25 protein-coding genes, 1 tRNA gene and 3 pseudogenes are annotated in these 25,875 nt (G+C 72.2%); 14 read left to right on the top strand and 15 right to left on the bottom strand.

Annotated features, from left to right (window positions below):
- Positions 1-135: 135 nt before the first annotated feature.
- Complete coding sequence (locus ABZ457_RS03355; protein ID WP_359153336.1) at positions 136-1,131, bottom strand: sigma-70 family RNA polymerase sigma factor; 996 nt, start codon at positions 1,129-1,131, stop codon at positions 136-138.
- 456 nt (positions 1,132-1,587) lie between these two features.
- Positions 1,588-2,343 carry a class III extradiol ring-cleavage dioxygenase gene (locus ABZ457_RS03350; protein ID WP_359153334.1) on the bottom strand — a complete coding sequence of 252 codons (756 nt, stop codon included), beginning with the start codon at positions 2,341-2,343 and terminating at the stop codon, positions 1,588-1,590.
- A 219-nt stretch (positions 2,344-2,562) separates the two neighbouring features.
- On the opposite strand from ABZ457_RS03350, the gene ABZ457_RS03345 reads away from it, so the two are divergent.
- The gene (locus ABZ457_RS03345) at positions 2,563-3,078 is read left to right on the top strand and encodes a MarR family transcriptional regulator (RefSeq protein ID WP_359153332.1); all 516 of its coding nucleotides are present in this window, start codon (positions 2,563-2,565) and stop codon (positions 3,076-3,078) included.
- Positions 3,079-3,236: 158 nt separating this feature from the next.
- Here ABZ457_RS03345 and ABZ457_RS03340 read toward each other — a convergent pair whose 3' ends face one another.
- Both ABZ457_RS03340 and ABZ457_RS03335 read right to left on the bottom strand, forming a co-directional pair.
- On the bottom strand, positions 3,237-4,760 hold the full coding sequence (locus ABZ457_RS03340; protein ID WP_359153330.1) for an MFS transporter: 1,524 nt from the start codon (positions 4,758-4,760) through the stop codon (positions 3,237-3,239).
- 222 nt (positions 4,761-4,982) lie between these two features.
- A complete protein-coding gene (locus tag ABZ457_RS03335) occupies positions 4,983-5,630 on the bottom strand; it encodes a helix-turn-helix domain-containing protein (RefSeq protein WP_359153328.1) in 648 nt (215 codons plus the stop codon).
- A gap of 318 nt (positions 5,631-5,948) precedes the next feature.
- Here ABZ457_RS03335 and ABZ457_RS03330 point away from each other — a divergent pair, with 318 nt between their 5' ends.
- Complete coding sequence (locus tag ABZ457_RS03330) at positions 5,949-7,274, top strand: M6 family metalloprotease domain-containing protein (RefSeq protein ID WP_359153326.1); 1,326 nt, start codon at positions 5,949-5,951, stop codon at positions 7,272-7,274.
- Between the two features lie 28 nt (positions 7,275-7,302).
- Here ABZ457_RS03330 and ABZ457_RS03325 read toward each other — a convergent pair whose 3' ends face one another.
- The 3 genes from ABZ457_RS03325 to ABZ457_RS03315 all read right to left on the bottom strand — a co-directional run bounded on the left by ABZ457_RS03325 (position 7,303) and on the right by ABZ457_RS03315 (position 11,054).
- Positions 7,303-8,994, bottom strand: a complete 1,692-nt coding sequence (locus ABZ457_RS03325) for a class I adenylate-forming enzyme family protein (protein ID WP_359153324.1) — start codon at positions 8,992-8,994, stop codon at positions 7,303-7,305.
- Between the two features lie 109 nt (positions 8,995-9,103).
- A complete protein-coding gene (locus ABZ457_RS03320) occupies positions 9,104-9,745 on the bottom strand; it encodes a response regulator transcription factor (RefSeq protein WP_359153474.1) in 642 nt (213 codons plus the stop codon).
- 235 nt (positions 9,746-9,980) lie between these two features.
- Positions 9,981-11,054: a sensor histidine kinase gene (locus tag ABZ457_RS03315; RefSeq protein ID WP_359153322.1), complete on the bottom strand. Its 1,074-nt coding sequence runs from the start codon at positions 11,052-11,054 to the stop codon at positions 9,981-9,983.
- 545 nt (positions 11,055-11,599) lie between these two features.
- Here ABZ457_RS03315 and ABZ457_RS03310 point away from each other — a divergent pair.
- The 5 genes from ABZ457_RS03310 (at position 11,600) to ABZ457_RS03290 (ending at position 15,852) form a co-directional block, all read left to right on the top strand.
- Entirely contained in the window at positions 11,600-12,898 is a 1,299-nt protein-coding gene (locus ABZ457_RS03310; RefSeq protein ID WP_359153320.1) for an ArsB/NhaD family transporter, read from the top strand.
- Positions 12,899-13,154: 256 nt separating this feature from the next.
- Positions 13,155-13,406 carry a DUF3040 domain-containing protein gene (locus ABZ457_RS03305; protein ID WP_359153472.1) on the top strand — a complete coding sequence of 84 codons (252 nt, stop codon included), beginning with the start codon at positions 13,155-13,157 and terminating at the stop codon, positions 13,404-13,406.
- Positions 13,407-13,580: 174 nt separating this feature from the next.
- A complete protein-coding gene (locus ABZ457_RS03300) occupies positions 13,581-13,751 on the top strand; it encodes a hypothetical protein (protein ID WP_359153318.1) in 171 nt (56 codons plus the stop codon).
- 304 nt (positions 13,752-14,055) lie between these two features.
- Complete coding sequence (locus ABZ457_RS03295) at positions 14,056-14,541, top strand: TrkA C-terminal domain-containing protein (RefSeq protein WP_359153316.1); 486 nt, start codon at positions 14,056-14,058, stop codon at positions 14,539-14,541.
- A 6-nt stretch (positions 14,542-14,547) separates the two neighbouring features.
- Positions 14,548-15,852, top strand: coding sequence for a cation:proton antiporter (locus tag ABZ457_RS03290; RefSeq protein ID WP_359153314.1), 1,305 nt, complete (start codon positions 14,548-14,550; stop codon positions 15,850-15,852).
- Between the two features lie 167 nt (positions 15,853-16,019).
- Here the strand turns inward: ABZ457_RS03290 and ABZ457_RS03285 are convergent, their stop codons facing one another.
- Both ABZ457_RS03285 and ABZ457_RS03280 read right to left on the bottom strand, forming a co-directional pair.
- Entirely contained in the window at positions 16,020-17,480 is a 1,461-nt protein-coding gene (locus ABZ457_RS03285) for an SPFH domain-containing protein (RefSeq protein ID WP_359153311.1), read from the bottom strand.
- A 127-nt stretch (positions 17,481-17,607) separates the two neighbouring features.
- The gene (locus ABZ457_RS03280; protein ID WP_359153309.1) at positions 17,608-18,114 is read right to left on the bottom strand and encodes a hypothetical protein; all 507 of its coding nucleotides are present in this window, start codon (positions 18,112-18,114) and stop codon (positions 17,608-17,610) included.
- A gap of 310 nt (positions 18,115-18,424) precedes the next feature.
- On the opposite strand from ABZ457_RS03280, the gene ABZ457_RS03275 reads away from it, so the two are divergent.
- Positions 18,425-18,500: transfer RNA gene (locus tag ABZ457_RS03275), tRNA-Arg, on the top strand.
- 31 nt (positions 18,501-18,531) lie between these two features.
- Here the strand turns inward: ABZ457_RS03275 and ABZ457_RS03270 are convergent.
- The gene (locus ABZ457_RS03270; RefSeq protein WP_359153470.1) at positions 18,532-18,867 is read right to left on the bottom strand and encodes a tyrosine-type recombinase/integrase; all 336 of its coding nucleotides are present in this window, start codon (positions 18,865-18,867) and stop codon (positions 18,532-18,534) included.
- A gap of 90 nt (positions 18,868-18,957) precedes the next feature.
- Positions 18,958-19,164: a hypothetical protein gene (locus ABZ457_RS03265; RefSeq protein WP_359153486.1), complete on the bottom strand. Its 207-nt coding sequence runs from the start codon at positions 19,162-19,164 to the stop codon at positions 18,958-18,960.
- A 50-nt stretch (positions 19,165-19,214) separates the two neighbouring features.
- Between ABZ457_RS03265 and ABZ457_RS03260 the strand changes: the two are divergent.
- Positions 19,215-19,521: pseudogene (locus tag ABZ457_RS03260) on the top strand (mobilization protein); the annotation flags it as partial.
- Positions 19,522-19,811: 290 nt separating this feature from the next.
- Here the strand turns inward: ABZ457_RS03260 and ABZ457_RS03255 are convergent.
- From ABZ457_RS03255 to ABZ457_RS03245, 3 genes and pseudogenes are all read right to left on the bottom strand, one after another.
- Positions 19,812-20,974: pseudogene (locus tag ABZ457_RS03255) on the bottom strand (serine hydrolase domain-containing protein).
- Between the two features lie 54 nt (positions 20,975-21,028).
- Entirely contained in the window at positions 21,029-21,598 is a 570-nt protein-coding gene (locus ABZ457_RS03250; RefSeq protein WP_359153307.1) for a 2OG-Fe(II) oxygenase, read from the bottom strand.
- Positions 21,595-22,338, bottom strand: coding sequence for a DALR domain-containing protein (locus ABZ457_RS03245; RefSeq protein WP_359153305.1), 744 nt, complete (start codon positions 22,336-22,338; stop codon positions 21,595-21,597). Before ABZ457_RS03245 ends, ABZ457_RS03250 begins: the two co-directional genes overlap by 4 nt.
- On the opposite strand from ABZ457_RS03245, the gene ABZ457_RS03240 reads away from it, so the two are divergent.
- The 5 genes and pseudogenes from ABZ457_RS03240 (at position 22,331) to ABZ457_RS03220 (ending at position 24,954) form a co-directional block, all read left to right on the top strand.
- Positions 22,331-22,546 carry a hypothetical protein gene (locus tag ABZ457_RS03240; protein WP_359153303.1) on the top strand — a complete coding sequence of 72 codons (216 nt, stop codon included), beginning with the start codon at positions 22,331-22,333 and terminating at the stop codon, positions 22,544-22,546. The two genes, ABZ457_RS03245 and ABZ457_RS03240, sit on opposite strands and share 8 nt — an antisense overlap.
- 112 nt (positions 22,547-22,658) lie before the next feature.
- Positions 22,659-22,926 (top strand): annotated as a pseudogene (locus ABZ457_RS03235) (XRE family transcriptional regulator); the annotation flags it as partial.
- Positions 22,927-23,181: 255 nt separating this feature from the next.
- Complete coding sequence (locus tag ABZ457_RS03230; protein WP_359153301.1) at positions 23,182-23,751, top strand: helix-turn-helix transcriptional regulator; 570 nt, start codon at positions 23,182-23,184, stop codon at positions 23,749-23,751.
- A gap of 232 nt (positions 23,752-23,983) precedes the next feature.
- Positions 23,984-24,448 carry a hypothetical protein gene (locus ABZ457_RS03225; protein ID WP_359153299.1) on the top strand — a complete coding sequence of 155 codons (465 nt, stop codon included), beginning with the start codon at positions 23,984-23,986 and terminating at the stop codon, positions 24,446-24,448.
- 86 nt (positions 24,449-24,534) lie between these two features.
- The gene (locus tag ABZ457_RS03220) at positions 24,535-24,954 is read left to right on the top strand and encodes a hypothetical protein (protein ID WP_359153297.1); all 420 of its coding nucleotides are present in this window, start codon (positions 24,535-24,537) and stop codon (positions 24,952-24,954) included.
- 98 nt (positions 24,955-25,052) lie between these two features.
- Here the strand turns inward: ABZ457_RS03220 and ABZ457_RS03215 are convergent, their stop codons facing one another.
- The gene (locus ABZ457_RS03215) at positions 25,053-25,538 is read right to left on the bottom strand and encodes a hypothetical protein (RefSeq protein WP_359153295.1); all 486 of its coding nucleotides are present in this window, start codon (positions 25,536-25,538) and stop codon (positions 25,053-25,055) included.
- Between the last annotated feature and the right edge of the window lie 337 nt (positions 25,539-25,875).

Raw genomic sequence — 25,875 nt, 5'->3', positions numbered from 1 at the left:
CGGAGCCGCCGCCCGAGCCCGGGAGCCAGAGCCCGGACCGGAACGCCACCCGGGTGGGGCCGCGCCGAAAGGCAAGCCGCGCAACCCGCGCCCGGCGGCCCGGAGTTCGGGCCGCCTCGCGGGGAGCGGGTCGCGTCAGGCCGCCGCGTCGAAGCCCGTGTCGCGGGCCATCTTCTTGAGTTCCAGCAGCGCGTGCTTCTCGATCTGGCGGATCCTCTCGCGGGTGAGGCCGTGCTCCTTGCCGACCTCGGTGAGGGTGCGCTCGCGGCCGTCCTCGATGCCGTACCGCATGCGGATGATGGAGGCGGTGCGGTTGTCCAGCTTGCCGATCAGGCCGTCGAGTTCCTCGCTGCGCAGCAGCGTGAGCACCGACTGCTCCGGGGACACCGCGGAGGTGTCCTCCAGCAGATCGCCGAACTGGGTCTCGCCCCCGTCGTCCACGGACATGTTGAGGCTGACGGGGTCACGGGCCCAGTCCAGGACGTCGGTCACGCGCTCCTCGGTGGAGCCCAGCTCCGCCGCGACCTCGGCGGCCTCCGGGTCCCGCCCGTGCTCGCGGTTGAACTCGCGCTGGACACGGCGGATCCGGCCGAGCTCCTCCACCAGGTGGACGGGGAGCCGGATGGTCCGGGACTGGTCGGCTATGGACCGGGTGATCGCCTGGCGGATCCACCACGTGGCGTACGTCGAGAACTTGAAGCCCTTGGCGTAGTCGAACTTCTCGACCGCGCGGACCAGGCCGGCGTTGCCCTCCTGGATCAGGTCGAGGAGGGGCAGCCCGCTGCGCGGGTACCGGCGGGCGACGGCGACGACGAGCCGGAGGTTGGAGCGGATGAAGACGTCCTTCGCGCGCTCGGCGGCCTCGGCGAGCGCCTCCAGCTCCTCCTCGGTCGCCTTGGTGTCGCTCTGCACCTCTCCGTCGAGGATCTGGCGGGCGTACACCCCGGCCTCGATGGTCTGGGACAGCTCGACCTCCTTGGCGGCGTCGAGCAGCGGCGTGCGCGCGATCTCGTCGAGGTACATGCCGACCAGGTCGCGGTCGGCGATCTCCCCGCCCACGGCGCGAACGCTGCTTGCCCTGTCGGTCCCTCCGGACTCGGACTGCCGACGGGCGACGGCACGGGTTGCCATGCGAGCTCCCTTGCTGAGTAGGTCGCGACACCCTCTCGGGTGCCCTGCATCCGATGAAAACAACGACTGGAATCAGGACAGAATTCCCATGCGAGGCATCGATTTTCGCGATCATGCAGTACCCTGTCCGGCTCTCGCGCCCGGCCGGGGACCTCGCCCACCACAGATCCGCAGGTCAGGGCGGGGGAACCGAGAGGTCCGCACCCCGGGCGGCCGCCGTCGGCCGCACCGCGTGTGAGACCACCGTCACCCTCGGGCACCAGGGTTCCGCCCCCGCGGACAACGCCGTCCGCGTCTGCGCTTCTGCCCCACTAGACGTCCGGTACCCCCGCACGGTTGCTCAGGATGCCCGTTTTGTCGTCGCGAGCCCGCGCGAACCCGGCGCGTTTGTCGTCGCGACCCCGCGCGAACCCGGCGCGCGCCGCGCACACCCCGCACCGGCCCTTCGCGCACCCCTCAGCCGAACTGGACGGACCGCTTGGCGAGCCCCATCCAGAAGCCGTCGATCACGCTCCGCCCCTGGTCCAGCTCCCCTTCCGACGCCCCCAGGGTCACGAAGAGGGGCGCGAAGTGCTCGGTGCGCGGGTGGGCGAGGCGTCCGGCCGGCGCCTTGTTCTCGAAGTCGAGGAGGGCGTCGATGTCCGCGCCCGCCAGCGCCTCGCGCCCCCACTCGTCGAACTCGGCCGACCAGGCCGGGGTGCCGTCGTGCCGCAGGGCGGCCAGGTTGTGCGTGAAGAAGCCGCTGCCGACGATCAGCACACCCTCGTCGCGCAGCGGCGCGAGCCGCCGCCCGATCTCCAGGAGCCCGCTCGGGTCGAGGGTGGGCAGGGAGATCTGGAGGACGGGGACGTCCGCCTCAGGGAACATCTCCACCAGGGGCACGTACGCGCCGTGGTCGAGGCCCCGGTCGGGCACGTCCTGGACCGGCGTCCCGGCCCGGCGCAGCAACTTGCACACCGCGTCGGCGAGGGCGGGGGCGCCGGGGGCCTCGTAGCGGACGCGGTAGTAGTGCTCGGGGAAGCCCCAGAAGTCGTATACGAGGGGAAGGGTCTCGGTCGCGCCGAGGGCGAGTGGGGCCTCCTCCCAGTGCGCGGAGACGACGAGGATCGCGGTGGGGCGGGGCAGCTCCGCGGACCAGGCGGCGAGTTGCCCGGGCCAGACCGGGTCGTCGGCGAGGGGCGGGGCGCCGTGCGACAGATACAGGGCGGGCATGCGCTCGCTTGCGGGTACGCGCTCCCCCGCGGACAGGCGCTCCGGCGCGGGTACGCGCGCCCCGGCGGGCGGCGCGGGTACGCGCCCTCCGGCAGGCGCGGCGGCGGCGTTCATGGCGGCTCAGCCTCCGATCATCAACTTGAAAGTTCAAGCTCGTAGCACCGACCACCCTAGGTCCAATTAGTTCAACTTTCAAGCATAGGGTCGTAGAGTGGGTTCATGAACTTGGCATCCACTGGTGACAAAGGCGTCGCACCCCGATGGCTGACCGAGGACGAGCAACGTGTGTGGCGCTCGTACCTCCACGCCACCACTCTCCTGGAGGACCACCTCGACCGCCAGCTCCAGCGGGACGCGGGCATGCCGCACATCTACTACGGCCTGCTCGTGCAGCTCGCGCAGGCGCCGCGGCGCCGGATGCGGATGACCCGGCTGGCGATCGACGCGAAGATCACCCGCTCCCGGCTCTCGCACGCCGTGGCCCGGCTGGAGAAGAACGGCTGGGTGCGCCGCGAGGACTGCCCCTCCGACCGGCGCGGCCAGAACGCCGTGCTGACGGACGAGGGGTACGAGGTCCTGAAGCGCACCGCGCCCGGCCATGTGGAGGCCGTGCGCCAGGCGATGTTCGACCGGCTCACCCCCGAACAGGTCCGCCAGCTCGGCGAGATCATGCAGGTCATAGCGGAGGGCCTGCAGCCGCAGGACACCGGCGCCGACCTCCCCTGGCTCCGCTGAGAGCAGGACGCGGGTGAGAGCAGGACGCGGGCGCCGACGGGCAGGCGCCGCCCGCACCCACGGCCGAGGGCCCGGCCCGGGGAACCACCCCCGGGCCGGGCCCTCGGCCGTAGCGCCTCACCGCACTCGCGGCCCCGGCGCCGGTGTCGGTGTCAGTGTCAGTGCGCGACCACCGGCACCCTGACCTGGTCCTCGGCGCCTTCCCCGGCGCCCGGACCGCCCCCGGCCGGACCCATGTCCGGGCGGCCCGTGTTGACCAGGGCGGCGGCGATCGCGGCGGCCGCCACGAGGATGCCGACGGCCCACCAGATCGCCGACGAGAAGCCGTGCACCATGCCCTGGAGCTCCAGCAGCCTCGGGTCCCGCGCGCCGGCCGCGTGCGAGGCGATGTACGAGGTGGTGGCGGAGGCGGCGATGGTGTTCAGCAGCGCGGTGCCGATCGCGCCGCCCACCTGCTGCGAGGTGTTGACCATCGCGGAGGCGACACCGGCGTCGGCCGGGTCCACCCCGTGCGTGGCCAGCGACATCGCGGGCATGAACGCCGTACCCATACCGAGGCCCAGCAGCACCTGGGCGGGCAGGATCAGGCCCGCGTAGGAGCTGTTCACGTCGAGCTGGGTCAGCATCAGCATGCCGGCCGCGGCGACGAGGAAGCCGGGCGCCATCAGCAGGCGCGGCGGCACGCGCGTCATCAGCCGGGTCCCGATCTGGGTCGAGCCCACGATCATGCCGACGATCATCGGCAGGAAGGCGAAGCCCGTCATGACCGGGGAGTACTCCTTCACGACCTGGAGGTAGAAGGTCAGGAAGAGGAAGAGCCCGAACATCGCGATGATCGCCAGACCCAGCGACAGGTAGACACCGCCGCGGTTGCGCTCGGTCAGCACCCGCAGGGGCAGCAGCGGCGAGGACACCTTCGCCTCGGTGACGACGAAGGCCAGCAGCAGGACGGCGGACGCGATGAACATGCCGACGGTCAGACCGTCCGACCAGCCCGCCGACTCGGCGCGGGTGAAGCCGTAGACCAGCGCGACCAGACCCAGGGTGGAGAGGACCACGCCCGGCAGGTCGAGGGGCGAGCGGTTGCGGGCGCCGGAGGGCTCGCGGATCACCAGATAGGCGCCGATCGCCGCGACGATCGCGAACGGGATGTTGACGAAGAAGGTCCAGCGCCAGTTCAGGTACTCGGTGAGGAAGCCGCCCAGGATCAGGCCGACCGCGCCACCGCCACCGGCGATGGCTCCGTAGATGCCGAACGCCTTGGCGCGCTCCTTGGCGTCGGTGAACATCACGGCCAGCAGCGACAGGGCCGCCGGGGCGAGCAGCGCACCGAAGGCACCCTGGAGGGCACGGGCGCCGAGCATCATGGCCTCACTGGTCGCGGCGCCGCCGAGGGCGGACGCGGCGGCGAAGCCGAGGAGGCCGACGACGAAGGCGCGCTTGCGGCCCCAGAGGTCGGCGATCCGGCCGCCGAAGAGCAGCAGTCCGCCGAAGGCGAGGGCGTAGGCGGTGATGACCCACTGCCGGTTGCCGTCGGAGATGCCGAGGTCCTGCTGGGCGGTGGGGAGCGCGATGTTCACGATCGTCGCGTCCAGCACCACCATCAGCTGGGCGAGGGCGATGAAGACCAGGGCCTTCCAGCGGTTGGGCTCGGAAAGGGAGAGATCGGGCGTCTTGGGCATGGGTCCCGCCACCTAGGTGTTCGCTGAGGGCACGCGGAAGCCGCGCGTGTCGGTGAGAGGTCCCGTCGCACGCCGGAGGCGCGTGCGGCGGTGAAGGTCCGTCCGGCGGGGTCGCGTCGGTGGGACGCCCCCGGGCGGGGTGAGGTCGTGGGTCACGCGGGACGGGGTCCTGCCGTCCGGTGCGCGTGCCGCGGGGTCAGGCGGCGCGTGGGCCGCGTGCGGTCATGGGGTGCTCCGCAGGTCGTCGAAGGTCGCTGCCGAGCCGGGCAGGGTGGAGCGCGCGGGCGCCTCCAGTCCGTCCAGGAAGAGCTGGAGATGGCGGTGGACGAAGCGGTCCATGTTCGGGCACAGGGTGCCCGGCAGGGGCCGGGTCAGCTGGGAGAGGGCGACCATCAGATCGCCCACGGCGACGTCCGGGCGCACCCGCCCGGCCGACTGGGCCCGGCGGACGAGACCCTGGACGGCCTCCTCCAGACGGTCCTTCCCGGCGAGCAGATCGGGGTGGTCGCTCTCGAAGGCGCCGGAGAGCATCGGGCACAGGGCGCCGATGCGCTCGTCGGCCGCGGCGTGCACGAACCGCCGCAGCGCCGCGAACGGGTCGGCCTCCTCGGCCGTCGCCGTCCCGGCCGCCGCCGTGGTCCGCGCCATCACGGAGAGCACGACCTCGCGGACGAGCACGGCACGGTCGGGGAAGTGGCGGTAGAGCGTGGCGTTGCCGATGCCCGCGCGGCGGGCGATCTCGTCGAGCGGGACGTCGGGCCCGTTCTCGACGAACATCTCGCGCGCGGCCGACACGATCCGCTCCCTGTTCCGCAGGGCGTCGGCCCGCGGTCGCGGGGTGCGGCGCGCTTCGGTGGCGGCGGGGCTCACGGCTCCACGTCCTTCCGGTCGGTCCCGCCGGGGCGGGTGGGTTCCCCCGGGCGGGTCGGTCCCGCCGGAGCGGGCCGGCTCCACCAAAGCGGGGAGGGCTTCCCCGTTTCACGGGGCCACGAGTGCAAACGGGGAAGCGGTCCCCGGTTATTTCCCCTGATCAATGTGACCCCCATCACCTTCCCGCGATCCAATCGCCCTGCCCGAAAGACCCCTCGAACGGCTCAGCCCGGCGCGCGCCCCCCGGGCCCCCGGCACAGGCTGATCCGCAGAGCGCAGCGAGGGTCCGGCCTGCTGCCGCGGACCGAAGGCGGACGCATGCAGCAGCCCCACCACCGGATATCCGGCGAGAGCAGCACCCGGTCCCCGCGGCCGGGAGGCAGTGCGCCTCGCCCCCGTTCGCGCCGCCTCGGGGCCCTGGCCGCCGTCGCCGCTCTCGCCCTGGCGGCCCTGACCACCGCGAGCGCGACCCTCCCCGCCTCCACCCGCGCGACCGCCGGCCCGGTCGCCGCCCCGGACGCCACCGGGCTGGGACCCTGCCGCCTGCCGGCCCCCCTGGGCGTCCAGATGTCGGTGGGACTGCCCACCCCCGAGGGCTACACGCCCTCCACCGGCGAGATCAGCGCCCTCAACCTGATGATCGACTTCCCGGACGCGGAGGGCGAGGGCTCGGCACTCGACCGGCTCGCCGAGTTCTTCCCGCAGACCTCCGAATGGTTCCGCACCAGCTCCTACGGACGGCTCAGCTACCGGCCCCACGCCCCGGTGGGCGACTGGCTGCGCATGCCCCGCCCGTTCGCCGACTACGGCATAGAGCGCGGCTCCCCCTACGAGCCCGGCTACCGGGAACTCGTCGAGGACCTGGTCGAAGTCGCCGACGCCGAGGTCGACTTCAGCGCCTACGACCTGGTCAACGTCCTCGTCACCCCCAACGCGGGCCCCTCGGCGCTGGACACCGTGCTCTCGGTGACCTTCTCGGGCAACGGCGAGGCCCCGCACGCGGACGGGGTGCCCCTCTCCAACACCTCGTTCGTCTACAGCCGCCAGGACGACGGCTCGGGCTCGTACGAGGAGACCGGCTACCGGGTCCTCCCCCACGAGAACGGCCATGTCTTCGGCCTGCCCGACCTCTACACGGCCGACGGCGGCGGCGCGGTCGGCCACTGGGACATCATGTCCGAGGACTGGGGGGCCAACAACGACCTGCTCGGCTGGCACAAGTGGAAGCTCGGCTGGCTGGACAACGAGCAGATACGCTGCGCCGCCGCTCCCGGCACCACCGAGTACGCACTGACCCCCCTGGCCACCTCCGGCGGTTCCAAGATGGCCGTGGTACCGCTCGGCGAGGACACCGGCTACGCCGTCGAGGTGCGCACCCGGGGCGGCAACGACGACGAGGTGTGCCGTCCGGGCGTGCTCGTCTACAAGGTCCGCTCCGGGGTGGACACCGGCCAGGGCCCGATCACGGTCGCGGACAGCAAGCGGGACAGCGGCGGCTGCACCCGCAGCCCCAATGTGCACGCCGAACTGTCCGACGCCGCCTTCGTGCCGGGCGAGACCTTCACCGACGACAAGCACGGGGTGCGCATCTCGGTGGTCGGCGAGGAGAAGGGGACGTACCGGGTCCGGATCACCCGCTCCTGAGCCCGGCGACACCCTGGCGCGGAGGGCCTCACGCGTCCGGGGCGAACTCCGCGCGGAGGGCCTGCTTCAGCACCTTGCCCGTCGCGTTGCGCGGCAGGGGCGCCTCCCGCAGGGCCACCCGCGACGGCACCTTGTACGCGGCCAGCGCCCGCCCGGCGTGGGCCCGCAGCTCCTCCGGTCCGGCCGCCGCGCCGGGGCGGAGCCGCACCACCGCGGCCACCTCCTCCCCCAGCCGGGCGTGCGGCACCCCGAGCACCGCGCAGTCCACCACGTCCGGGTGCGTGTGCAGCACGCCCTCCACCTCGACGCAGTACACGTTCTCGCCGCCGCGCAGGACCATGTCCCGCAGCCGGTCCACGACGGTGACCAGGCCGTCGCCGGTGCGCCTCGCCAGGTCGCCGGTGCGCAGCCAGCCGTCCCGGAACGCCTCCGCCGACGCGGCCGGGTCGCCCCAGTAGCCGCGCACCGTGCCCTGACCGCGCAGCCACAGCTCGCCGACCTCGCCGTCCGGCAGCGCGGCACCGTCCGGCCCCGCGATCCGCACCTCCACGGCGGGTGCGGGGCGGCCCGCGCTGTGGGGCCGGGACCGGTAGGCGTCACCGGAGTTGGCCAGGACGCCGCCGCTGGTCTCGGTCAGCCCGTAGCCGTTCCGCGGTTCGATCCGGTCGCCGTGGGCGGCGGTCAGTCGGGCGAGGAGGCCTGGTGGCGGGGGCGCGCCGCCGGTGCCGAGGTGGGTGAGGCTCGCGAGGGCGGACCCGGCCCGCCCGGCCGCGTCCAGCAGGTCGAGAGCGGTGGTCGGGACGCCCGAGAAGTGGGTCGCCCGGTGGGTGTCGATCAGCCGGACGGCGGCGTCCGCGTCCCACTTCGGCATCAGCACCAGGGTGCCGCCGACGCCCATCGTCGTGTAGACCGTGGTGAACGCCGCGACATGGAAGAACGGGAAGGTGGTCAGCGCGACCGGGGCCCCGCCCTGGCCGGGCAGCAGTCCGCGCCCGAGGGCGGAGACCGTGGCGTGGTAGCGGGGGTGGACGGTCGCACCCGCCTGGGCGAGATGGGTGGCGACCGCGCCCCGGGGGCGCCCGGTGGTGCCCGAGGTGTAGAAGACGGTGGCGTCCGACTCCGGTGCCACGTCGACGTCCGGGGGGCCGGCGTACGGGTCGGGCGGGCCGAAGTCCTCGTAGCGGTCCGCCTCGTGGTGCGTCCCGGGCCCGCCGTGGAAGAGGACGCAGCGCGCCCCGGTCCGCCGTCGCCAGGCGTCGACACGCGGCAGGTGCTCCCCGTCGACGAGGAGCACGCGCGGGGTGCAGTCGTCGAGCGCGTACCCCAACTCCCCTTCCGTCCAGTGCGTGTTGAGCGGTACGGCGACGAGGCCCGCCAACTGGGTCGCCCAGAAGGCGATCTGCCACTCGGGGTGGTTGCGCATCACGAGCGCAGCCCGGTCGCCGGGCGCGAGTCCGTAGACGCCGGTGAGGTGGCGGGCGAGCGCGCTCGCGGCGGCGAAGAACGCGCCGTAGGTGTAGGAGCCCGTCTCCGCGACGAGGAACGGGCGGTCCCCGTACGCCCATGCCGTCTCCGCGAACTCCCGCAGGGTGCGCGGCCCGGAGACGTACTCCAGCGCGCCGTCCTCGCCGCGGACCACCTCGAAGGGCGCGCCGGGCGCGGTCAGCCGGGCGAGCCCCGGGTCGGGCGGCGGGGACGCGGGCGTGGGCGTGGACGGCACGCGGCGACGCTATGCGGGGCCCGCTCCCTGGTCAAGGCGGGTCCGGGCGGGGCGCGGCGGGTCCCTGCCGTCTCCGGATCATGTCCGGGGCACGGCCCGGCGACGCGCGTCAGGGCTCGATGAGGCCGGCCCGGATCGCGTACCGCGTGAGTTCCAGGCGGTCGCGCAGGCCCAGCTTCTGGAGCAGGTTGGCGCGGTGCCGTTCGACGGTCTTGGCGCTGATGCCGAGCAGCTCCGCGATCTCCCGGGAGGTGTGGCCCTCGGCGACCAGCTTGAGGATCTCCTCCTCGCGGTCGGTGATCGCCCGGCCCGGGACGCCTTCGCCGTCGCGCGCGGACTCCAGGTAGTCGCGGATCAGGGCGTTGATCGCGCCCGGATAGAGGAACGGCTCGTCCCGCATGGCGGCCCGGCAGGCGGCGACCAGGTCGCGGTCGGCGACGGACTTGAGGACATATCCGGCCGCGCCCGCCTTCAGGGCCTCGAAGAGGTACTGCTCGTTGTCGTACATGCTGAGCACGAGGATCCGCAGCTCCGGCTGGAGGCGGGAGAGTTCACGGGCGGTCTGGAGGCCGGTGAGCCGGGGCATGGCGATGTCGAGGACGGCCAGGTCGGGGCGCTCGGCGCGGGCCTTGTCGATGGCCTCCGCGCCGTCGCCGGCCTCGGCGACGACGGTCAGGTCCGGTTCACTGTCGAGGATCAGCCGGACACCGCGCCGCACGAGGGCGTGGTCGTCGGCGAGCAGAATGCGGATGGGCGGCGCGGCCGCCGGGGAGACCGGGCCGGGGGCGGACTCGGGTGCGCGTCCGGCGGCCGGTTCGGCGGGACCGGGACCGGCCGGTTCGGGTGCGCGTCCGGCGGCGGGCTCGGGTGCGCGCCCGGCGGCCGGTTCGGGTGCGCGTCCGGCGGCGGGCTCGGCGTGACCGGGACCGGCCGGTTCGGGTGCGCGTCCGGCGGCGGGCTCGGGTGCGGGCCGGGGCTCGGGCATGTCAGCGGCCCCCGTTCATGACGGGACCGACGGGCCCCTCGCCCGGCCCGTCGCCGGGCGCGTCGGGCGAGAGGCGGGGCGCGTCGGTGCGGGGCCCGGCGTCCCCGTCGGCCGACGGCCCGGCCGGCAGGTCCCCCTGGCTGGGCACGGCGAGGCGGATCTCGGTGCCCCCGCCCGGCGCGGCCCCCACGCTGAGGTCCGCGCCGACCAGCAGCGCCCGCTCCCGCATCCCGTGCAGCCCGGCGCCCTCCGGGGCGCCGCGGATCCCGCGCCCGTCGTCGCGGATGCGCAGCTCCACCCCGGTGGGCGTGCGGCGCAGCGCCAGCTCGACGTTCTTCGCCTCCGCGTGCCGGACGGTGTTGGTCAGCCCCTCCTGCGCGACGCGGTAGAGGACGAGTTCGGCCTCGTCCCCGAGCGGCGGCAGCGGGGTCTCCAGCTTCCGGCGGGCGGTGAGTCCGCCGTGCGTCGGGGTCTCGCTCACCAGCGACTTGAGCGCGCTGACCAGGCCGAGTTCCTCCAGGACACCGGGGCGCAGCCGGCGGGCGATCCGGCGGATCTCGTCCAGGCTGCTCCGGGTCGTCTCCTGCACCTGGAGGAGTTCGGTGCGCAGGCCCTCCGGCGCCTGGTCGGCGACCCGCTTGAGTTCGAGGAGGACGGCGGTCAGCGTCTGCCCGACCTCGTCGTGGAGTTCCTGCGCGATACGGCGGCGCTCGGCCTCCTGCGCGGAGAGGGCGCGGGCGCTGCTGGTCGCGCGCTCGGCCTCCAGACGGTCGAGCATGCTGTTGAACGTCGTGATCAGGTCGGCGATCTCGCGGTGGCCCGTGGCGGCCGGACGCGGCCCGGGCCGCAGCAGGTCGATGGAGGTCATGGCGCGGGTGAGGCGCTGGAGGGGCGCCAGGCCGAGGCGGAGCAGGGCCGCGTTGGCGATCAGCATGACGCCGAGGCCCGCCGTGAGGATCAGCGCCTCGGTCAGGACGACCGGGGTGGAGACCGTGACCGGGCCGAGCAGCAGCAGCGTGGTGGCGAGGACCAGCACCGCCGCGTTGAGCAGGAAGATCCGCCAGAACAGCGACACTGCGACACCGCCTCCTCCGCGATCGATGCCCTCACTATCGCGCGTGCGTACCGGTACAGGGACGCCGGGCCCCCGCGGGCGCGCCGCCCCGCCGGAGCCCTCCCGCACCGCCGGAGCCTTTCCCCGCCGCACCGCCGGCCCCGGCCGCGACGCCCTCCGGGAGTGCGGGGCGCGCGCGGACGGGGTGCCCCGGGCACGACGGGGCCGCGCCGATCGCACACGGGTGGCGGCGGCGCCCGTGCCAGGGTGACGGCGCCGGCGGAGGGCGTCCATCGGGTCCGGCACCCACTTCGGGCGGGGTGCTCCCACCACCTGCCCGAAACGTCACGTACAGGGTGTCACCGCAGGAAATGGGTGTCGATGCGGATGGTGGGGTCCATGCGCCCCCGGTGACGCTGGGGGCAGGGCTTGCCGGGCCGGTCACGACGCCGTCGACCGCGACCCGGGCGGTGGTGGTTGCTCTCTCGCGGGCCGGCGCGACGACGCCGCGTGAGGGTCGGGCGCCGGGGGTCCGTGACGGACCGCCGACGAGAGGGGAGGCGCCCGTGTCGGTCACCACGTGGATGGCCATCGGGGTGTTCGCGGCCGTCTATGTGCTGATCGCCACGGAGTGGGTGCACCGGGTCGCCGCCGCGCTCGGCGGTGCGGTCCTGATGCTGGTCATCGGCGCCACCGACGCCGAGCACGCCTTCTTCTCGGAGCACGCGGGCATCGACTGGAACGTCATCTTCCTGCTGCTCGGGATGATGCTGATCGTCGCGGTCCTCAAACGGACGGGCGTCTTCGAGTACATCGCCATCCGGGCCGCCCAACTCGCGGGCGGCAGACCGTACCGGCTGATGGTGCTGCTGATCCTGGCCACCGGTGTGCTGTCCCCGTGGCTGGACAACGTGACGACCGTGCTGCTCATCGCGCCGGTCACGATCCTGGTGTGCCGCAGGCTCGGGCTGCCGGTGGTGCCGTATCTGATCGCCGAGGTGATGGCCTGCAACATCGGCGGGGCCGCGACCCTGATCGGCGACCCGCCGAACATCATGATCGGCTCGCGCGCGAACCTGTCGTTCAACGACTTCCTGATCCATATGACGCCGATCGTCGTGGTGCTGATGGGCGTCCTGATCCTGATGAGCCGGCTGCTGTTCCGCTCCGCGTTCCAGGAGGACCCCGAACGGGCCGCCGCGGTCGCGGAGTTGGACGCGCGGGGCGCGATCAAGGACATGCGGCTCCTCGTGGTCTGCGGTGTCGTGCTGGTCGCGGTGATGACCGGGTTCGTCCTGCACACCACGCTGCACCTGGAGCCCTCGGTGGTGGCGATCAGCGGCGGGCTGATCCTGCTCGCGGCCTCCCGGCTGTCTCCCGGCGAGGTCGTCAAGGACGTGGAGTGGGAGACCCTCGCGTTCTTCACCGGCCTGTTCGTGATGGTCGGGGCGATGGTGCAGACGGGCGTCATCGGCGACCTCGGCAAAGCGGCGGCGGAGGCGACCGGCGGGGATCTGCTGCCCACCTCGATGGCGCTGGTCTTCGGCTCGGTGGTCCCGTCGGCGGTGATCGACAACATCCCGTTCGTGGCCTCGGTCAGCCCGATCGTCGCCGAGATCGTGGCCTCTTCGGGCGGGTCCGAGAAGGCCGAGATGCTGTGGTGGTCGTTCGCCCTCGGCGCGGACCTGGGCGGCAACGCCACGATCATCGCGTCCTCGGCGAACGTGGTGGTCGTGGGTCTCGCCGAACGGGAGGGCCACCACATCTCGTTCTGGCAGTTCAGCCGCTACGGCCTGATCGTCACCGCCGTCACCGTCTCCCTCGCCGGGCTGTACGTGTGGCTCCGCTACTTCGTGCTGGCCTGACCCATGTCCCCGAAGACCCGGAGAAGGAGACGCCCATGACCGCCCGCCCGTCACGACACCTCCGGCTCGGGGTGCGGCGTCTGCGGCTCGGGGCGATCCGGGCGATCCGCTTGTGCCGAGGGGGCGTTCCGGAGCACGGGCCGCCGCGCCCGCTCCCGCCGGCGAGGCGGGCCCGCCGCCGACCCCGGCGCCGGGGGCTCAGGCGGGCCCCGGGGCCGGACCGGAGGAGGCCGCCGACACCGCCGGCACCGACGCGCTGCGCGCGCTGGAGGAGCGGCTGCACCGCGAGGACCCCCGGTTCGCCGAGGCCCTGGCGCACGGGCGCCCGTGCCGGCCGCGGGAGTACCGGCACGGACGGGCGTGGCTGCTCACCGGGTTCGGCCTGGTGCTGCTCGGTATCGGCATCGCCGTCGGCGACGGTCTGCTGATCGCGACGGGCCTGGTCACCGCGGGGCTGGGCGGACACCTCTTCGACCCGCCGCACGGCCCGCGCGCACCACGCCGCTGACCCGCGAAAGCCCCACAGAATTTCGCGCCTTTCCTCATGAATTGCCACGGTAGAAAATTCTTCACCCCATTTCTCCTGCGCTACAATTTTTACCGAGCCATTACGCTCCATTGAGCGGGATCGCGCTCATTCCAGAAGTCGGCAGGAATTCGACGCACAGCGGGGGGACGTGACATGAGCCGGAACGGCCGCACCACCGTCCCGCACCCCGCCGGGCTCGCTCCGGTCACGGCGACCACATCGGCCGCACCGACCGCACCGACCGCACCCGCCGAACTCCTCGCCGCCCGCGTCGAGAACGCGGCGCGCGACAGCGTGCCCGAAGCCGCCGGACGCCGCGCCTAGCTCCGCCGGACGCCTCGCGGCTCCGCCGGAGCATCCGCTTCCGGGCCCTCGCCGGCCCTTTCGCGAACACGCACGCGCCGCCTTTCACCCACGCGTCTCCTTTCCGCGTTCCGGAGGCGTGACGCGGATCACATCCACGCTTGCGTGAACCACGGAGAAACACCCTCGGGCCGATACCGGCATGTCATGCAGAATCCACTCCGGCATCTCTGCGCCGACGGCCGGCCGGCAGCAACGCGCTGTTCTCCCCCGGCCGCCGGCACTGCCGTCCGCACGCCCGCACCCGCGCTTTCTGGAGCAGACCATGGAACACACCGCCTACACCCGCCGGACGTCCCTGCCCGGCGTCGGGGTCCGCTACGACCTGGAGACCGACGCCGGCCAGCACCTCTCCGTCGTCGTCCGCCCCGACGGCCGCCGGATCCTCGCGTTCCACGACCCCGAGGACGACGACAACTGCAAGGACGCGGCGGCCCTCGCCCCGCACGAGTCCACCGCCCTGGCGAAACTGCTGACCCCGGACCCGGTGGCCCATATCCACCAGCACGTCGAGATCGACCTGGTCACCGAGCACATCGAGATCACCAAGCGCTCGCCGTACGCGGGCCGCACGCTCGCCTCGACCCAGGCCCGCACGCGCACCGGCGCCTCCGTCGTCGCCGTCCTGCGCCGTACCGCGGCCGTTCCCTCACCCACCCCCGACTTCCGCTTCGCGATCGGCGACACGCTCGTCGTCGTCGGGACCCGCGAAGGCGTGGACGCCGTCGCCGAACTGATCACCGGAGGATAGACGCCTGTGCACCACACGACTGCCATGCTCATCGAACTCGGGGCGATCGTCCTCGCGTTGGGCCTGCTGGGACGGCTCGCCGGGCGGGTGGGGTTCTCCCCCATCCCCCTCTACCTGCTCGCCGGACTGGCCTTCGGCCACGGCGGACTGATCCCCCTCCGGGCCAGCGAGGAGTTCATCGCGACCGGCGCCGAGATCGGCGTCATCCTGCTGCTGCTCCTCCTCGGACTGGAGTACAGCGCCTCCGAGCTCGTCACCAACCTCAAGACCCAGTACCCCTCCGGCGCCGTCGACTTCGTGCTGAACGCGACACCCGGCGCGGTCGCGGCCCTGGCCCTCGGCTGGGGGCCGGTCGCCGCCGTGGCGCTGGCGGGGGTCACCTGGATCTCCTCGTCCGGAGTCATCGCGAAGGTGCTGGGCGACTCGGGACGCCTCGGCAACCGCGAGACGCCCGTGATCCTGGGGATCCTGGTCATCGAGGACCTGGCCATGGCGGTCTATCTGCCGATCCTGACCGCGCTCCTCGCCGGGGTGAGCCTCGCGGGCGGTTCGGTCACCCTGCTCATCTCGCTGGGCACGGTCGGCGCCGTCCTCTATCTCGCCCTGCGGCACGGGCGGGTCATCAGCAAGGCGGTCTCCTCCGACAACGCCGAGATGCTGCTCCTCGTCGTCCTCGGCCTCACCCTGCTCGTCGCGGGCGTCGCCCAGCAGCTCCAGGTGTCGGCCGCCGTCGGCGCGTTCCTCGTCGGCATCGCCCTGTCGGGCGAGGTCGCGGAGGGCGCGAGCAACCTGCTGACGCCGCTGCGGGATCTGTTCGCCGCGGTCTTCTTCGTCTTCTTCGGCCTCTCCACCGACCCGGCCGACATCCCGCCGGTGCTGGTGCCCGCGCTGATCCTCGCGCTCGTCACCTCCCTCACGAAGATCGCCACCGGCTGGTACGCGGCGCGCCGCGCCGGCATCCGCAGCGCCGGGCGCTGGCGCGCGGGCGGAACCCTGGTGGCGCGCGGGGAGTTCTCCATCGTGATCGCGGGCCTGGCGGTGGGCGTCGAACCCCGGATCGGCCCGCTGGCGACGGCGTACGTCCTGATCCTGGTGATCCTCGGCCCGCTGGCGGCGCGCTGGACGGAGCCGGTGGCGCTGCGGCTGACGGGGCGGGGCGGGTCCGCGCCCGCGCCCGTGCCTGCGCCTGCGCCTGCGCCCTTGCCTGAGTGTGCCGTTGGTCCCGCTTCTGTGTCAGAGGTCCCGGACGGGGTGGCGGTTGCCGTGGCGGGCCCGGCGGAGGAGGCGGGCGCGGTGCGCCCGAGCGGCTGACCGACCGGGCTCCGGGAACCGGTGTACGCCAAGCGGGCGCGGGCGAGGGAACGTTCCCCCGCCCGCGCCCGGTCCGTCCGTCCGGCGTACCGTCGCCGACTCGCCCCGCGTACCGCCGCCGACTCGTCCGGCGTACCGTCACCGACTCGCCGTGCGGCCGGTCTGCCTTACTCGGACTTGACCTCGATCGTCCCGTTGTCCGACGGGCCGGCAGTCGGGGCCGAAGCCCCCGCGACCGCTCCGGCCGCCGCCGTCGTCCCGTTCTTCCGGGTGATCCCCTGAAGCAGCTGCGCCAGGTCGACACCCGTGGTGGAGCCGAGGAGTTCGAGCCCCTGGGCGACGTTGTCGGCGACCGCGCGCGGCAGACGACCGGCGCCGTCCGTGGAGATGACCGTCATCTTGTCGATGGCGGACAGCGGCTCGGCCGCCTTGCCGACGACCTGCGGCAGCACCTCGACGAGCATCTGCAGCACGGCCGCGTCGCCGTACTGGGCGAAGGCGTCCGCCTTCTTCTGCATGGCCTCCGCCTCGGCGGAACCCTTCGCCGCGATGGCCGCGGCCTCCGCCTCACCCTCGATCCGCACGGCGTCGGCGAGCGCGGCGCGGTGCGCCTTCTCGCCCTCACCGGTCAGCCGGGCGCGCTGGGCGTCGGCCTCGGCCTGCTTGACCAGGGCGATACGCCGGGCCTCGGCCTCCTGCTCGGCCTGGTAGCGCGCCGCGTCGGCGGGCTTGCGGACCTTGGTGTCCAGCTCACGGTCGGTCAGCGCGGCCTGGCGCTCGGCGACCTTCTCCTGCTGGCTGAGGATCTCCTGCTGGCGGTCGGCCTCGGCGAGCGGGCCGGCCGCGGCGGCACGGGCCCCGGCCTCGTCCGTCTCGGCCTTGATCTCGGCCTGCTTGAGGGCGAAGGTCCGCTGCGCGATGGCGATCTCCTCCTCCGCCTTCAGCCGCGCCTGCTCGGACGCGCGCCGGGCGACGGCCTCGGCGATGTCCGCCTCCTGCTTGGCGCGCGCGGCCTCCGGACGGCCGAGGTCCTCCAGGTAGGAGCCCTCGGTGGTGATGTCCTGGATCTGGAAGGCGTCCAGCACCAGGCCCTGCCCGGACAGGCTCGCCTCCGCCTCCTCGGCGACCTGCCCGGCGAACGCGGCGCGGTCCCGGATGATGTCCTCGACCGACATCCGGCCGACGATCGAACGCAGCGCGCCGGACAGCACCTCCTGGGTGAAGCCGACGATGCCGCCCTGCTGCATCAGGAAGCGCTGCGCGGCGGCCCGGATGGAGTCCTCGGTACCGCCGACCTTGACGATCGCGACGCCTTCGAGGTTGACCTTCACACCGCGCAGGGTGACCGCGCCGCGTACGGCGACGGGGATGTGCCGGCTGGACAGGTCGAGCGTGAACTTCTGCTGTACGAACGGCACGACGAAGACGCCGCCGCCGACCACGACCTTCTGGCCGCTGTTGTCGGTGGACACCCGGCCCGTCTCCGGGTCGGTCGACTTCTTGCCTCGGCGGCCGGTGATGATGAACGCCTCACTGGGACCGGCGACCTTGTACCGCGTGATGACGACGAGGGCGAGCAGCACGAGGAGTACGACGACTCCCACCACTGCGGTGAGTACAGGGCTCATGGCGAATCCCCTTGAGTGGAACCGGACAAATACAGGTCGGTGGTGCGGCCGTGTCCCCGCGCTTCGGGGCGGGGACGGGCCGTCGGTCGGCGGGCCGGCAACGGGTGCCGTCGCCTACGTTGGAACCTCAGCGGTCCACGGGACGGACCGCCACGGACGTCGAACTGAGCACCGACTCGACCCAGACCTCGGTCCCGCGCGTCACCGGGGTGTCGCTTTTCGCGGCGTACTTCACGGGCTGCCCGGCGAGGTACACCAGCACCTCGCCGTAACCGGCGGACGGGATCCCGGTGACGACCGTCCCGGAGCTGCCGACCAGGTCGTCGCCACGCGGTGTGTCCGCGTCGCCGTCCCGCATCAGGGCGCTGCTGAACCGCCAGGTCAGCCAGCCCGCACCGGCCCCGGCCACCACACCGACCGCGGTGGCGACCCCGGCACCGAGCCCCGTGGTCCCGAGCGTGATCGCCCCGGCGAAACCGAGCATCGACACGAAGCCCGCGATCACCGGGAGCGACAGCAGCCCGTCCAGACCCCCGCCGATCCCGTTGAAGAACCCCTCCAGGAGCCCGTCGAAGATCAGCGACAGCGCGAGGACGACCACGCCGGCAATGCCGAGTCCGAGAAACCAGCCCATGTCCGACCACCCCGTCCCACGCACTGCACCACTCGGTACAACCGGATGCTTTCACGTTCCTGCGGGACATTCACTGCCTGATCCCGGCAGTCTTCCCCGACCTTCCCTGCGGACCCCTCCCGACGGGCCGGACCTGCGACGTTCCGTACCCACGCGATCACCCTGCCCTCCCGCGCCGGGCCGGGAACCCCCGGTACGCACCGCACCCCACCCGCTACACTGTCCGCGGTGGCCCAGCCCTCCGGCCGGACCCACCACCTGTCGGGCCCCACCCCGCACCACCAGCGGACCGGCCACCCGATGGAACCCCGCCTTCGTAGCTCAGGGGATAGAGCACCGCTCTCCTAAAGCGGGTGTCGCAGGTTCGAATCCTGCCGGGGGCACCATGCAGTACCGCTCTGACCTGGGGTTCACCCCCTAGGGAGCGGCCTCACTCGGCCCCGGACGCCTCGTCCGGGGCCGTTTGCGTGAGCGCTGCGTGAGCGGACGGGGCGGCAGCCCCGAAATGGCCCCCAAACGATCAGCACCATCCGGCACGTCGCGAGGGGCTCGCGCACGCGGGACGAGACGGGCAGCGGCCTCGGCGATCGCGAGATCCGCTTCGGGGAGAAGGCTCGTGTACATGTCCGCCGTGATGGTGATCGAGGAGTGGCCGAGCATCTCCTGGATGTCCTTCAGGTCGGCGCCGGCCGCGTGGGCGAGGGTCGCCGCGCCGTGGTGCAGGTCGTGGAGCCGGACCGGCGGGAGGCCGATCTCCTCGTACAGCTCGATGAAGCGGCGGGTGACATTGGCGGGGTGGAGCAGTTCCCCGTTTCTCGCGCGTGAAGACGCGGCCGGTCTCCATCAGGCGGTCCCCCACTTCTCACGCTCCTCGTCCTGCCGAGCGCGATGCCGGCGCAGGACCTCGACCGTGTCCGCGTCCAAGGCGATGGTGCGCGCACCCGCGTCGGTCTTGGGGTCGCGGCTGGACAGCTTCAGGCAGTTCTTGCCGACCGGCTTGCCGGTTCTGGGGTCACGGCAGTAGCAGCGGCGGTGGGTGGAGCCCTTCAAGGGCGTTCCTCCGGAATAGTGTTGGGGTCGGTTTCGGGCGGGTCGACATCGCCCAGGCCCACATCACCGCGCTCGGCGACCTCGTCGAAGCCGCCACCCAGAAAGCCCCCACCCACCTCCACGCCGAACTACGAGCAGCCTCACGGGCGTTCGCCCGCGCTCAGCGCTCCCAGATCCGCGCCGAGAACCAGGCCGCCCCACGCCCTGCGTAAGGCAGCCCGCGACCTCGCCCACACTGCCACCGGCCCCGACGGCAGTGCCCTGGTGGCCTTGCTGGCTGCCCTTGTCTGGGCCACGATCGTCGCCGCCCGCTGGCACGAGGCAAAAAACCACGCCCACCAGACCGAAGCCGCCCGTAGCCGCTCCACCATGGCGCCCGCGCTCAACGAACACCAGGCCCGAAACCCCCAGCCCACCACGGCACCAACGCCACCCACCGCCCAGCGCCATCGACAGCGCTGACAGTCACAGGGAGCCATGACATCCTCCCTCCAACAGCCCACTCACCACGGCACGTGCACGGCTCTCTCGCCCAGTGGTGTGAATCGGATACGTGGGAAGCCCATCGGCGCTGAAGTCTTGCTTGCCGAGCGGCAGCCCGGTGGCAGTGGGCGCTTCGAAAGGTCGCCAGAGGGGCGCCCGCACGCTCACCCCACCGACTTCCGCACCGCGTCGGCCAACACAGCCGCACGGACATCGTCGGACCCGCTGATGATGTGGTTCATCACGTACCCGAAGGCGATGCCGCGCTCGGGGTCGGCGAAGGCGAGTGAGCCTCCGCGCCCGGTGTGGCCGAAGGCGTTCAGGCCGGTCATGAGGTTGCCCTCGGTGGGGAGCATGTATCCGGTGCTGAATCGGCTCTGGAACATCAGCACCTGGTCCTTGCCGCTGGCCTGCTCTTCGGTCGCGGACGCCAAGGTCTCCGGGGCGAGCAGACGCACGCCGTCGACCTCGCCGATCAGGGCGGCGTACATGCGGGCGAGGGAGCATGCGGTGCCGATGCCGTTGGAGGACGGGAGTTCGGCGGCCTGCACCTCTGGCGAGTCGAAGTCGATCTCGGCCGGGTCGGTGACCGCATACGCCCGATTGCTGAAGGAGTTCGGAGCGCGCCAGGCGGCGACCTGTTCGCGGAGTTCCTCGGGAATCGACTCAGTCGGCACCGTCGTAAGGTCGACGGCCGGTCGCCGGTACGCCATGCGGCTGACGCGCCCGCGTTCGCTCGTCGGCAGGCCGATGAAGAAGTCCAACCCCAGGGGGCGCGCGATCTCCTCGGCGAAGAAGCGGCCCGGCGAACGGCCGGAGACTCGGCGGATCACTTCACCGACCAGCCAGCCCCAGGTGCGACCGTGGTACCCGTGTGCAGTGCCCGGAGTCCACTGCGGGCGCTGGGCTGCCAGCGCTGCTGCCATGGGGTACCAGGTCAGCGCCTCGGCCAGTGGCAGCGGTTGATCGAGGGCGACCAGGCCGGCCTGGTGGGACAGGAGGGGATGTCCGCCTTGCCGTTCGCTGCGAACTCCGGCCAGTACTTCGCAACCGGAGCGTCGAGGTCGAGCATGCCGCGCTCGACCAGCATGTGCGCGGCGGTTGCGGTGGCTCCCTTGGTCGCCGAGTAGACCAACTGCAGGGTGTCCTGCGCCCACGGTCGGCCGGTGTCAGCATCGGCGACACCACCCCACAGGTCGACCACCGGCCGGCCGTGCCAGTAGACGCACACGGCCGCGCCGATGTCTCCGTGCTGGGTGAAGTTCGCTGTGAACGCCTCGCGGACCGGTTCGAATCCGGGCGCTACCTCACCGTTGATCGTCGTCATACCGTTCATCCTGGCAGCCGTGCTGCCCTCACTGACAGGGGAACTGACCTGTGCTCAGAGGCATTCGGCGTCGACGCGTACGACGAGGGTCACGCGTTCCCCCCTCGTGATCGGCCGTACGCCGTGGATGTGCTCGCGGGTGGCGGGGAAGGCGACCAGGGTGCCGCAGGGCGGCTTGATCTCCTGGGCGGGGTGCTCGAAGAACAGCTCGCCGCCGCCGTAGGAGTCCGGGGTGTTCAGCCAGACCACGAAGGTGAGGTCGCCGCCGACGACGGGCTGGCCGTTGGTCCGGGCCCGCTCGCGTTCGATGTCGGTGACCTCGTCGTGGTGGGCGGCGAAGCCGACGCCGGGGCCGTAGCGGTAGACGACCGCCGGCTGGTTGGGTACGCGCTTCGGGGCGATCTCGAAGTGGCTGCGGATGTGGGCGGCGCAGTGGGAGATGACCGCCTCCTCCAGGTGCGTCGGGATCTCGACGTACTCGCTCTTGCGCAGCGATTCGTTAATGACGCCCTGGTAGGTACGCGGGCGGGCGGTGTGGTTTTTCACGTGGTCCATCAGCGCTCCGCAGAGGCTGAGGGGGATGGTGCTCTCCACGACGAGCGGTAAGCGGCTCTTCCAGGTCATGAGGTGGTCTCCTTCCACCAACGGGTGCCTTCGGGCGAGTCCTCAAGGACGACGCCCTGCTGGGTGAGCTGGTCGCGGATCGCGTCGGCCTCGGCGAACTTCTTTGCCGCCCGGAGCCGGTCGCGTTCCTTCACGAGTTCGTCGACGGCGGCGTCGCTCTGGGCGGAGCCGGGGATGTCGAAGGTTCCGAAGAGGTTGTTCACGTCCTCGATCAGCCGCAGGGCGGCCGGCCCGGCCGGCTCCTCCGTGCGGTTCTGCTCGCGGATGTACTGGAACAGGGCTGCGAGGGCACCGGGGGTGTCGAAGTCGTCGTCCAGGCGCTCGCGCATCTCCTTCCAGGCGTCCGACGCGCGTGCGGCGTTCGCCGGGCTGTCGGGGTGCGCGGGGTCGATGGTCCGGGCGAAGTTCTCGATCCGGCGGCGTGCCCCTCGGGCCTGCTCCAGGGTGGAGTCGCTCAGCTCCATGGAGGAGCGGTAGTGCTGGGAGAGGAAGGCGTGCCGCAGGGTGCGGACGTCCGTCCGGGCGAGGGCGTCGCGGATGGTGAGGAAGTTGCCGGTGCTCTTCGACATCTTCTCGCCGTCGACCCGCAGCAGACCGGTGTGCATCCAGTAGCGGGCCAGCGGCTCGATACCGGAGGCGGCTTCCATCTGGGCGACCTCGGCTTCGTGGTGCGGGAAGATCAGGTCGACGGCGCCGCCGTGCAGGTCGTACGAGGGGCCGAAGAAGGTCTCCGTGATCACCTCCAGCCCGTTCGGTGAGCGCGGCGGCGCAGTCCTTGGCGTTGTCGTCGTCGGACTTCGAGCAGCCGACAGCCCCGACAGCGAGCAGGATGGCGGCGGCAAACAGGATGGTGGCATGGCGCATGGTTCTCCCCAAGGGCAATCGGCACATCGTCGGCATCATCCAGCCGCGTGCGCGCCGCGCGGAGGCGGTGTGCCCGAGCTGTGACATGCGAACGCCCCACCGTTCACGGGGTAAACGGTAGGGCCTCGGGCCGGACGTCACCCGGCGCGCAGTCCCCAGCGTGCCAGTCCTACAGTGCTTCGGGGCGGCAGGCGGCAGTCCGCTGACGATGGACCTGGAGGTGCACGGGCATGTGGCCACCGGCACCTGGACGGAGCAGACGGCGAACGCGGGCTACTACCGGGGCCCGGTGCCACGGGGCGATCCGGTTGCTCGTCGAGCCGACGGGGCGGCGGACGACCGGCAAGTGGGCGGGGTTCGGGAAGGAGCTCGACGTGAACACCGGCCCGTGGGAGCTGGTCTTCCAGGACGCGTCCACGTCGAAGGCGACGCTTTCCGCCTACACCAGGCGGCCGGACGCCTGACCGGGCACGGCGAGGCGGTGGAGCCGTAAGTGAGGTCGGCCACCGCGGAGTTGTGTGACGGCGGCTGGTGAACAACGGTCACGGTTCCGTCATGTGCGCCGGACTGCGTGGTCATGGGCTGCTGTGAGCCTGCTGTGTGACCCCGCGACGGGTCTGCGGGGAGACGGGGAGGCTCAGACTGTGTCAGTGCTGCTCATGACGCCCAGCCACGCGTGCCGAGCGGGGTACCGGGGCGTGGTCCTGAGACCGGTCAGTGTGGAGACGTGCCGCGCCCTCCTCGCGTCCTCGGACGGTGCGCGCGCCCAACTGCTCGGTCTGGGGCCGGAGTCGGGTGCGGTGACGGGTGTGGCTCTGGTGTTGTTACAGCTGCCCTGCGGGGCCCCCGCGGGGCAGGTCGGCGGCTGGTTCGGTTCGCTGGTGGAGCACCTGCGGAGTGCGGGCGTCTTCGCCGAGGTGGCCCTGGACAACGCTGTCACGCTCGCGGACGAGGTCCCGGACGCGGCCGTGCGGCGGGCCATGGCGTACTGCGCGGAACACGCCGGTGAGCCGGTGTCGGTCGCGGACATGGCCGTGGCGGCGGGGGTCAGCCCCCGTACGCTCCAGGACCGCTTCCGGAGCGGCCTCGGGACGACGCCGGCCGCCTACTTGCGGCGTCTGCGGCTGGACCGGGCGCACCGGGACCTGCTGCGGATCGCGGACGGGTCCGCGTCCGGGACGGTCGCCGAGGTCGCGACGCGTTGGGGCTTCACGCATCTGAGCCGGTTCGCGGCGTACTACCGCGAGGCGTACGGGCAGGTGCCGTCCCGTACCGCCGAGAGGCGCTGACGGGCGGCGGCTCACGGCGTGTTCAAGGACATTTCAGGGAGCGGACCTCGGGAATTCCGGGTCCGTTCTCGCTTTTCAGGGGGAAATTCGAACGGGCAATCCGAAACGCGCGGACCGCGCGGCGGAGATCGGATAGACCGCGCTCGCCCGCCATTCCTACGCTGCAATCGAGCCCGGAACGGCGATACTTCCCGACGGGCCTTCTTCTGACCGGAATCCCGAAAGGCACAGCATGTCCTTGCAGAGGAACGAGAACCGGAAGACGCGGCGACGGTGGGGAGGGGGCCGGCTGACCCGGCGCGGGCTCGCGCTCGCGGGCGCGGGGGCCGTGCTGGCCACCCTGGCGTCCGCCGCGCCCGCGGCCGCAGCGGGTGGCGGGGGGTGTACGAAGATCCAGGGGGTGACGGGGGTCCTGTGCGTCAGGTGGGACGGCCAGTCGCACCGGTACCTCGACACGATCGAGGGGGACTTCAGCTCCGTCCTCGGCATCGGCAATCCGCGTATCCACGTCAGGGTCCTGGACGCCCAGAACAGGGAGATGTTCAGCCGGGACCGCTCGTGGGGCGGCAGGCGGCACGACGAGGAAGCCCGGTTCGAGGTCCCGGTGCTGATGCCCCGGGACGCCGCGCGCGTCTGCGCCAGCCTCTTCGAAGGCGGCGGCCTCGTGAACACCGCGTGCGCCTCCGTCTATTTCTGAGCCGGTGCGCGTCGGCATCTGATTCCGAGCCGGCGCGCGTCCGCCAGGAAATTCCGTACGCCCTCTTCGAAAGGAAGAACGACCAGATGAAGCGCATGGCCGCGGCGATGGCCGCGGGAATCGCCCTGACGGGAATCGCGTCCACCTCCGCCTCCGCCGCGGAGTCCGCACCGCGGGACCGGACGAGTTGTCAGTCGACCACCCTCTTCGTCACCCACACCCTGTGTGTGGACTTCGAGGGTGACCTGTACGACGCCGACGTCGTGAAGATGGAGGTCCGCGCCACCACCCGGACGGGCATGGGCCACTGGGAGCTCTACGGCCCGCGCGGCACCATCAGGAACAGCCTGGACGGGGAGTGGAAGGACCGCACCCACTACTGGTCCGGGTACCAGGACGGGGGACACGGTGACCTGTGGTGCGCGGTCTTCTGGAAGGACATGGGGGGCGGGAGCGGCTACATCAAGGGCACCCAGCCGCTGTGCGTGAGGGCGACCGGCATCTGACCGGGCGCCGCCCCTCGTCCACTCCCGGCTCCTCCACGCGTACGCGAGGGCCGGGAGCGGACCCGCACCTGAGGGTGAGGCCGGTTCCTGTGGGCTCGCTACGCCGGCTCCCGTTCCAGGACGTAGGCGTTGCGGGAATCGGGGTCGCCGAAGAAGAAGTACAACAGCAACTGATTCTCGTCGTCGCGCTGCAACTCGAAGGTCCACGTATAGGTCTCGGGCGCGGGCCCCTGGTCGGACGCCGGGTAGAGACGCCGGGTGGGGTCCGGGGTGCGCATGGTCGACGCCGTACGTGAGGTGAGAGTCAGCCGGACATGCTGACCGTCGTTCCACCCGGCCCGCTTGTCGGTCAGCTCCCACTCCCCCGTCCCCGACAGCCGCCATCGGTCGTCGAAGTCGAACTCCTGCCCGTCCAGGAGGCTGACGACCGCTCTTCCGTCGGACCGGAGAGTGACCTCCGTGCCGTCGGTGCAGACCCACGACCCCGCGATTTCCGCCGACTTGACGTCGTGCAGCGCGGGCACCTCGTCGTACATGTGCGGACCGCACCCCACCAGGACGAACAGGCAGGCGATGACAGTCACGACCGGCCGCATCGGGCCACGGGAAGGGGTGTGCACGATCGGACCTCCCGGCAAGGCGCCATGAAGCACCGCGGTCGACCAGGTGTCGATCACGCGCTTGCCATGATGTCAGCGGAGTTGAACATGTTCAACTATCGCCGGGCTGTAGGAGGCACCCCGCCCGGCCCCCTCTACGTGACCGTCGTCAGAACCACCGTCGTGGTCGCCGTCGCGACCGCCGCTGCCGTGCGGGTGACGGCTGCGTTCACGGCGATGGCGCCCGTCTCGTCGTCGAGCAGGAGGAGCATCAGGTCCTAGACGATGAGCGGGGAGGGGGTGGGAGGGGGCATGGAGGGGC

Source organism: Streptomyces sp. NPDC005805 (assembly GCF_040630445.1).
In the GTDB taxonomy this organism is placed as follows: Bacteria; Actinomycetota; Actinomycetes; order Streptomycetales; family Streptomycetaceae; genus Streptomyces.
Note: the sequence above shows the minus strand (reverse complement) of the source record. Positions and strands in the feature narration are given on the sequence as shown.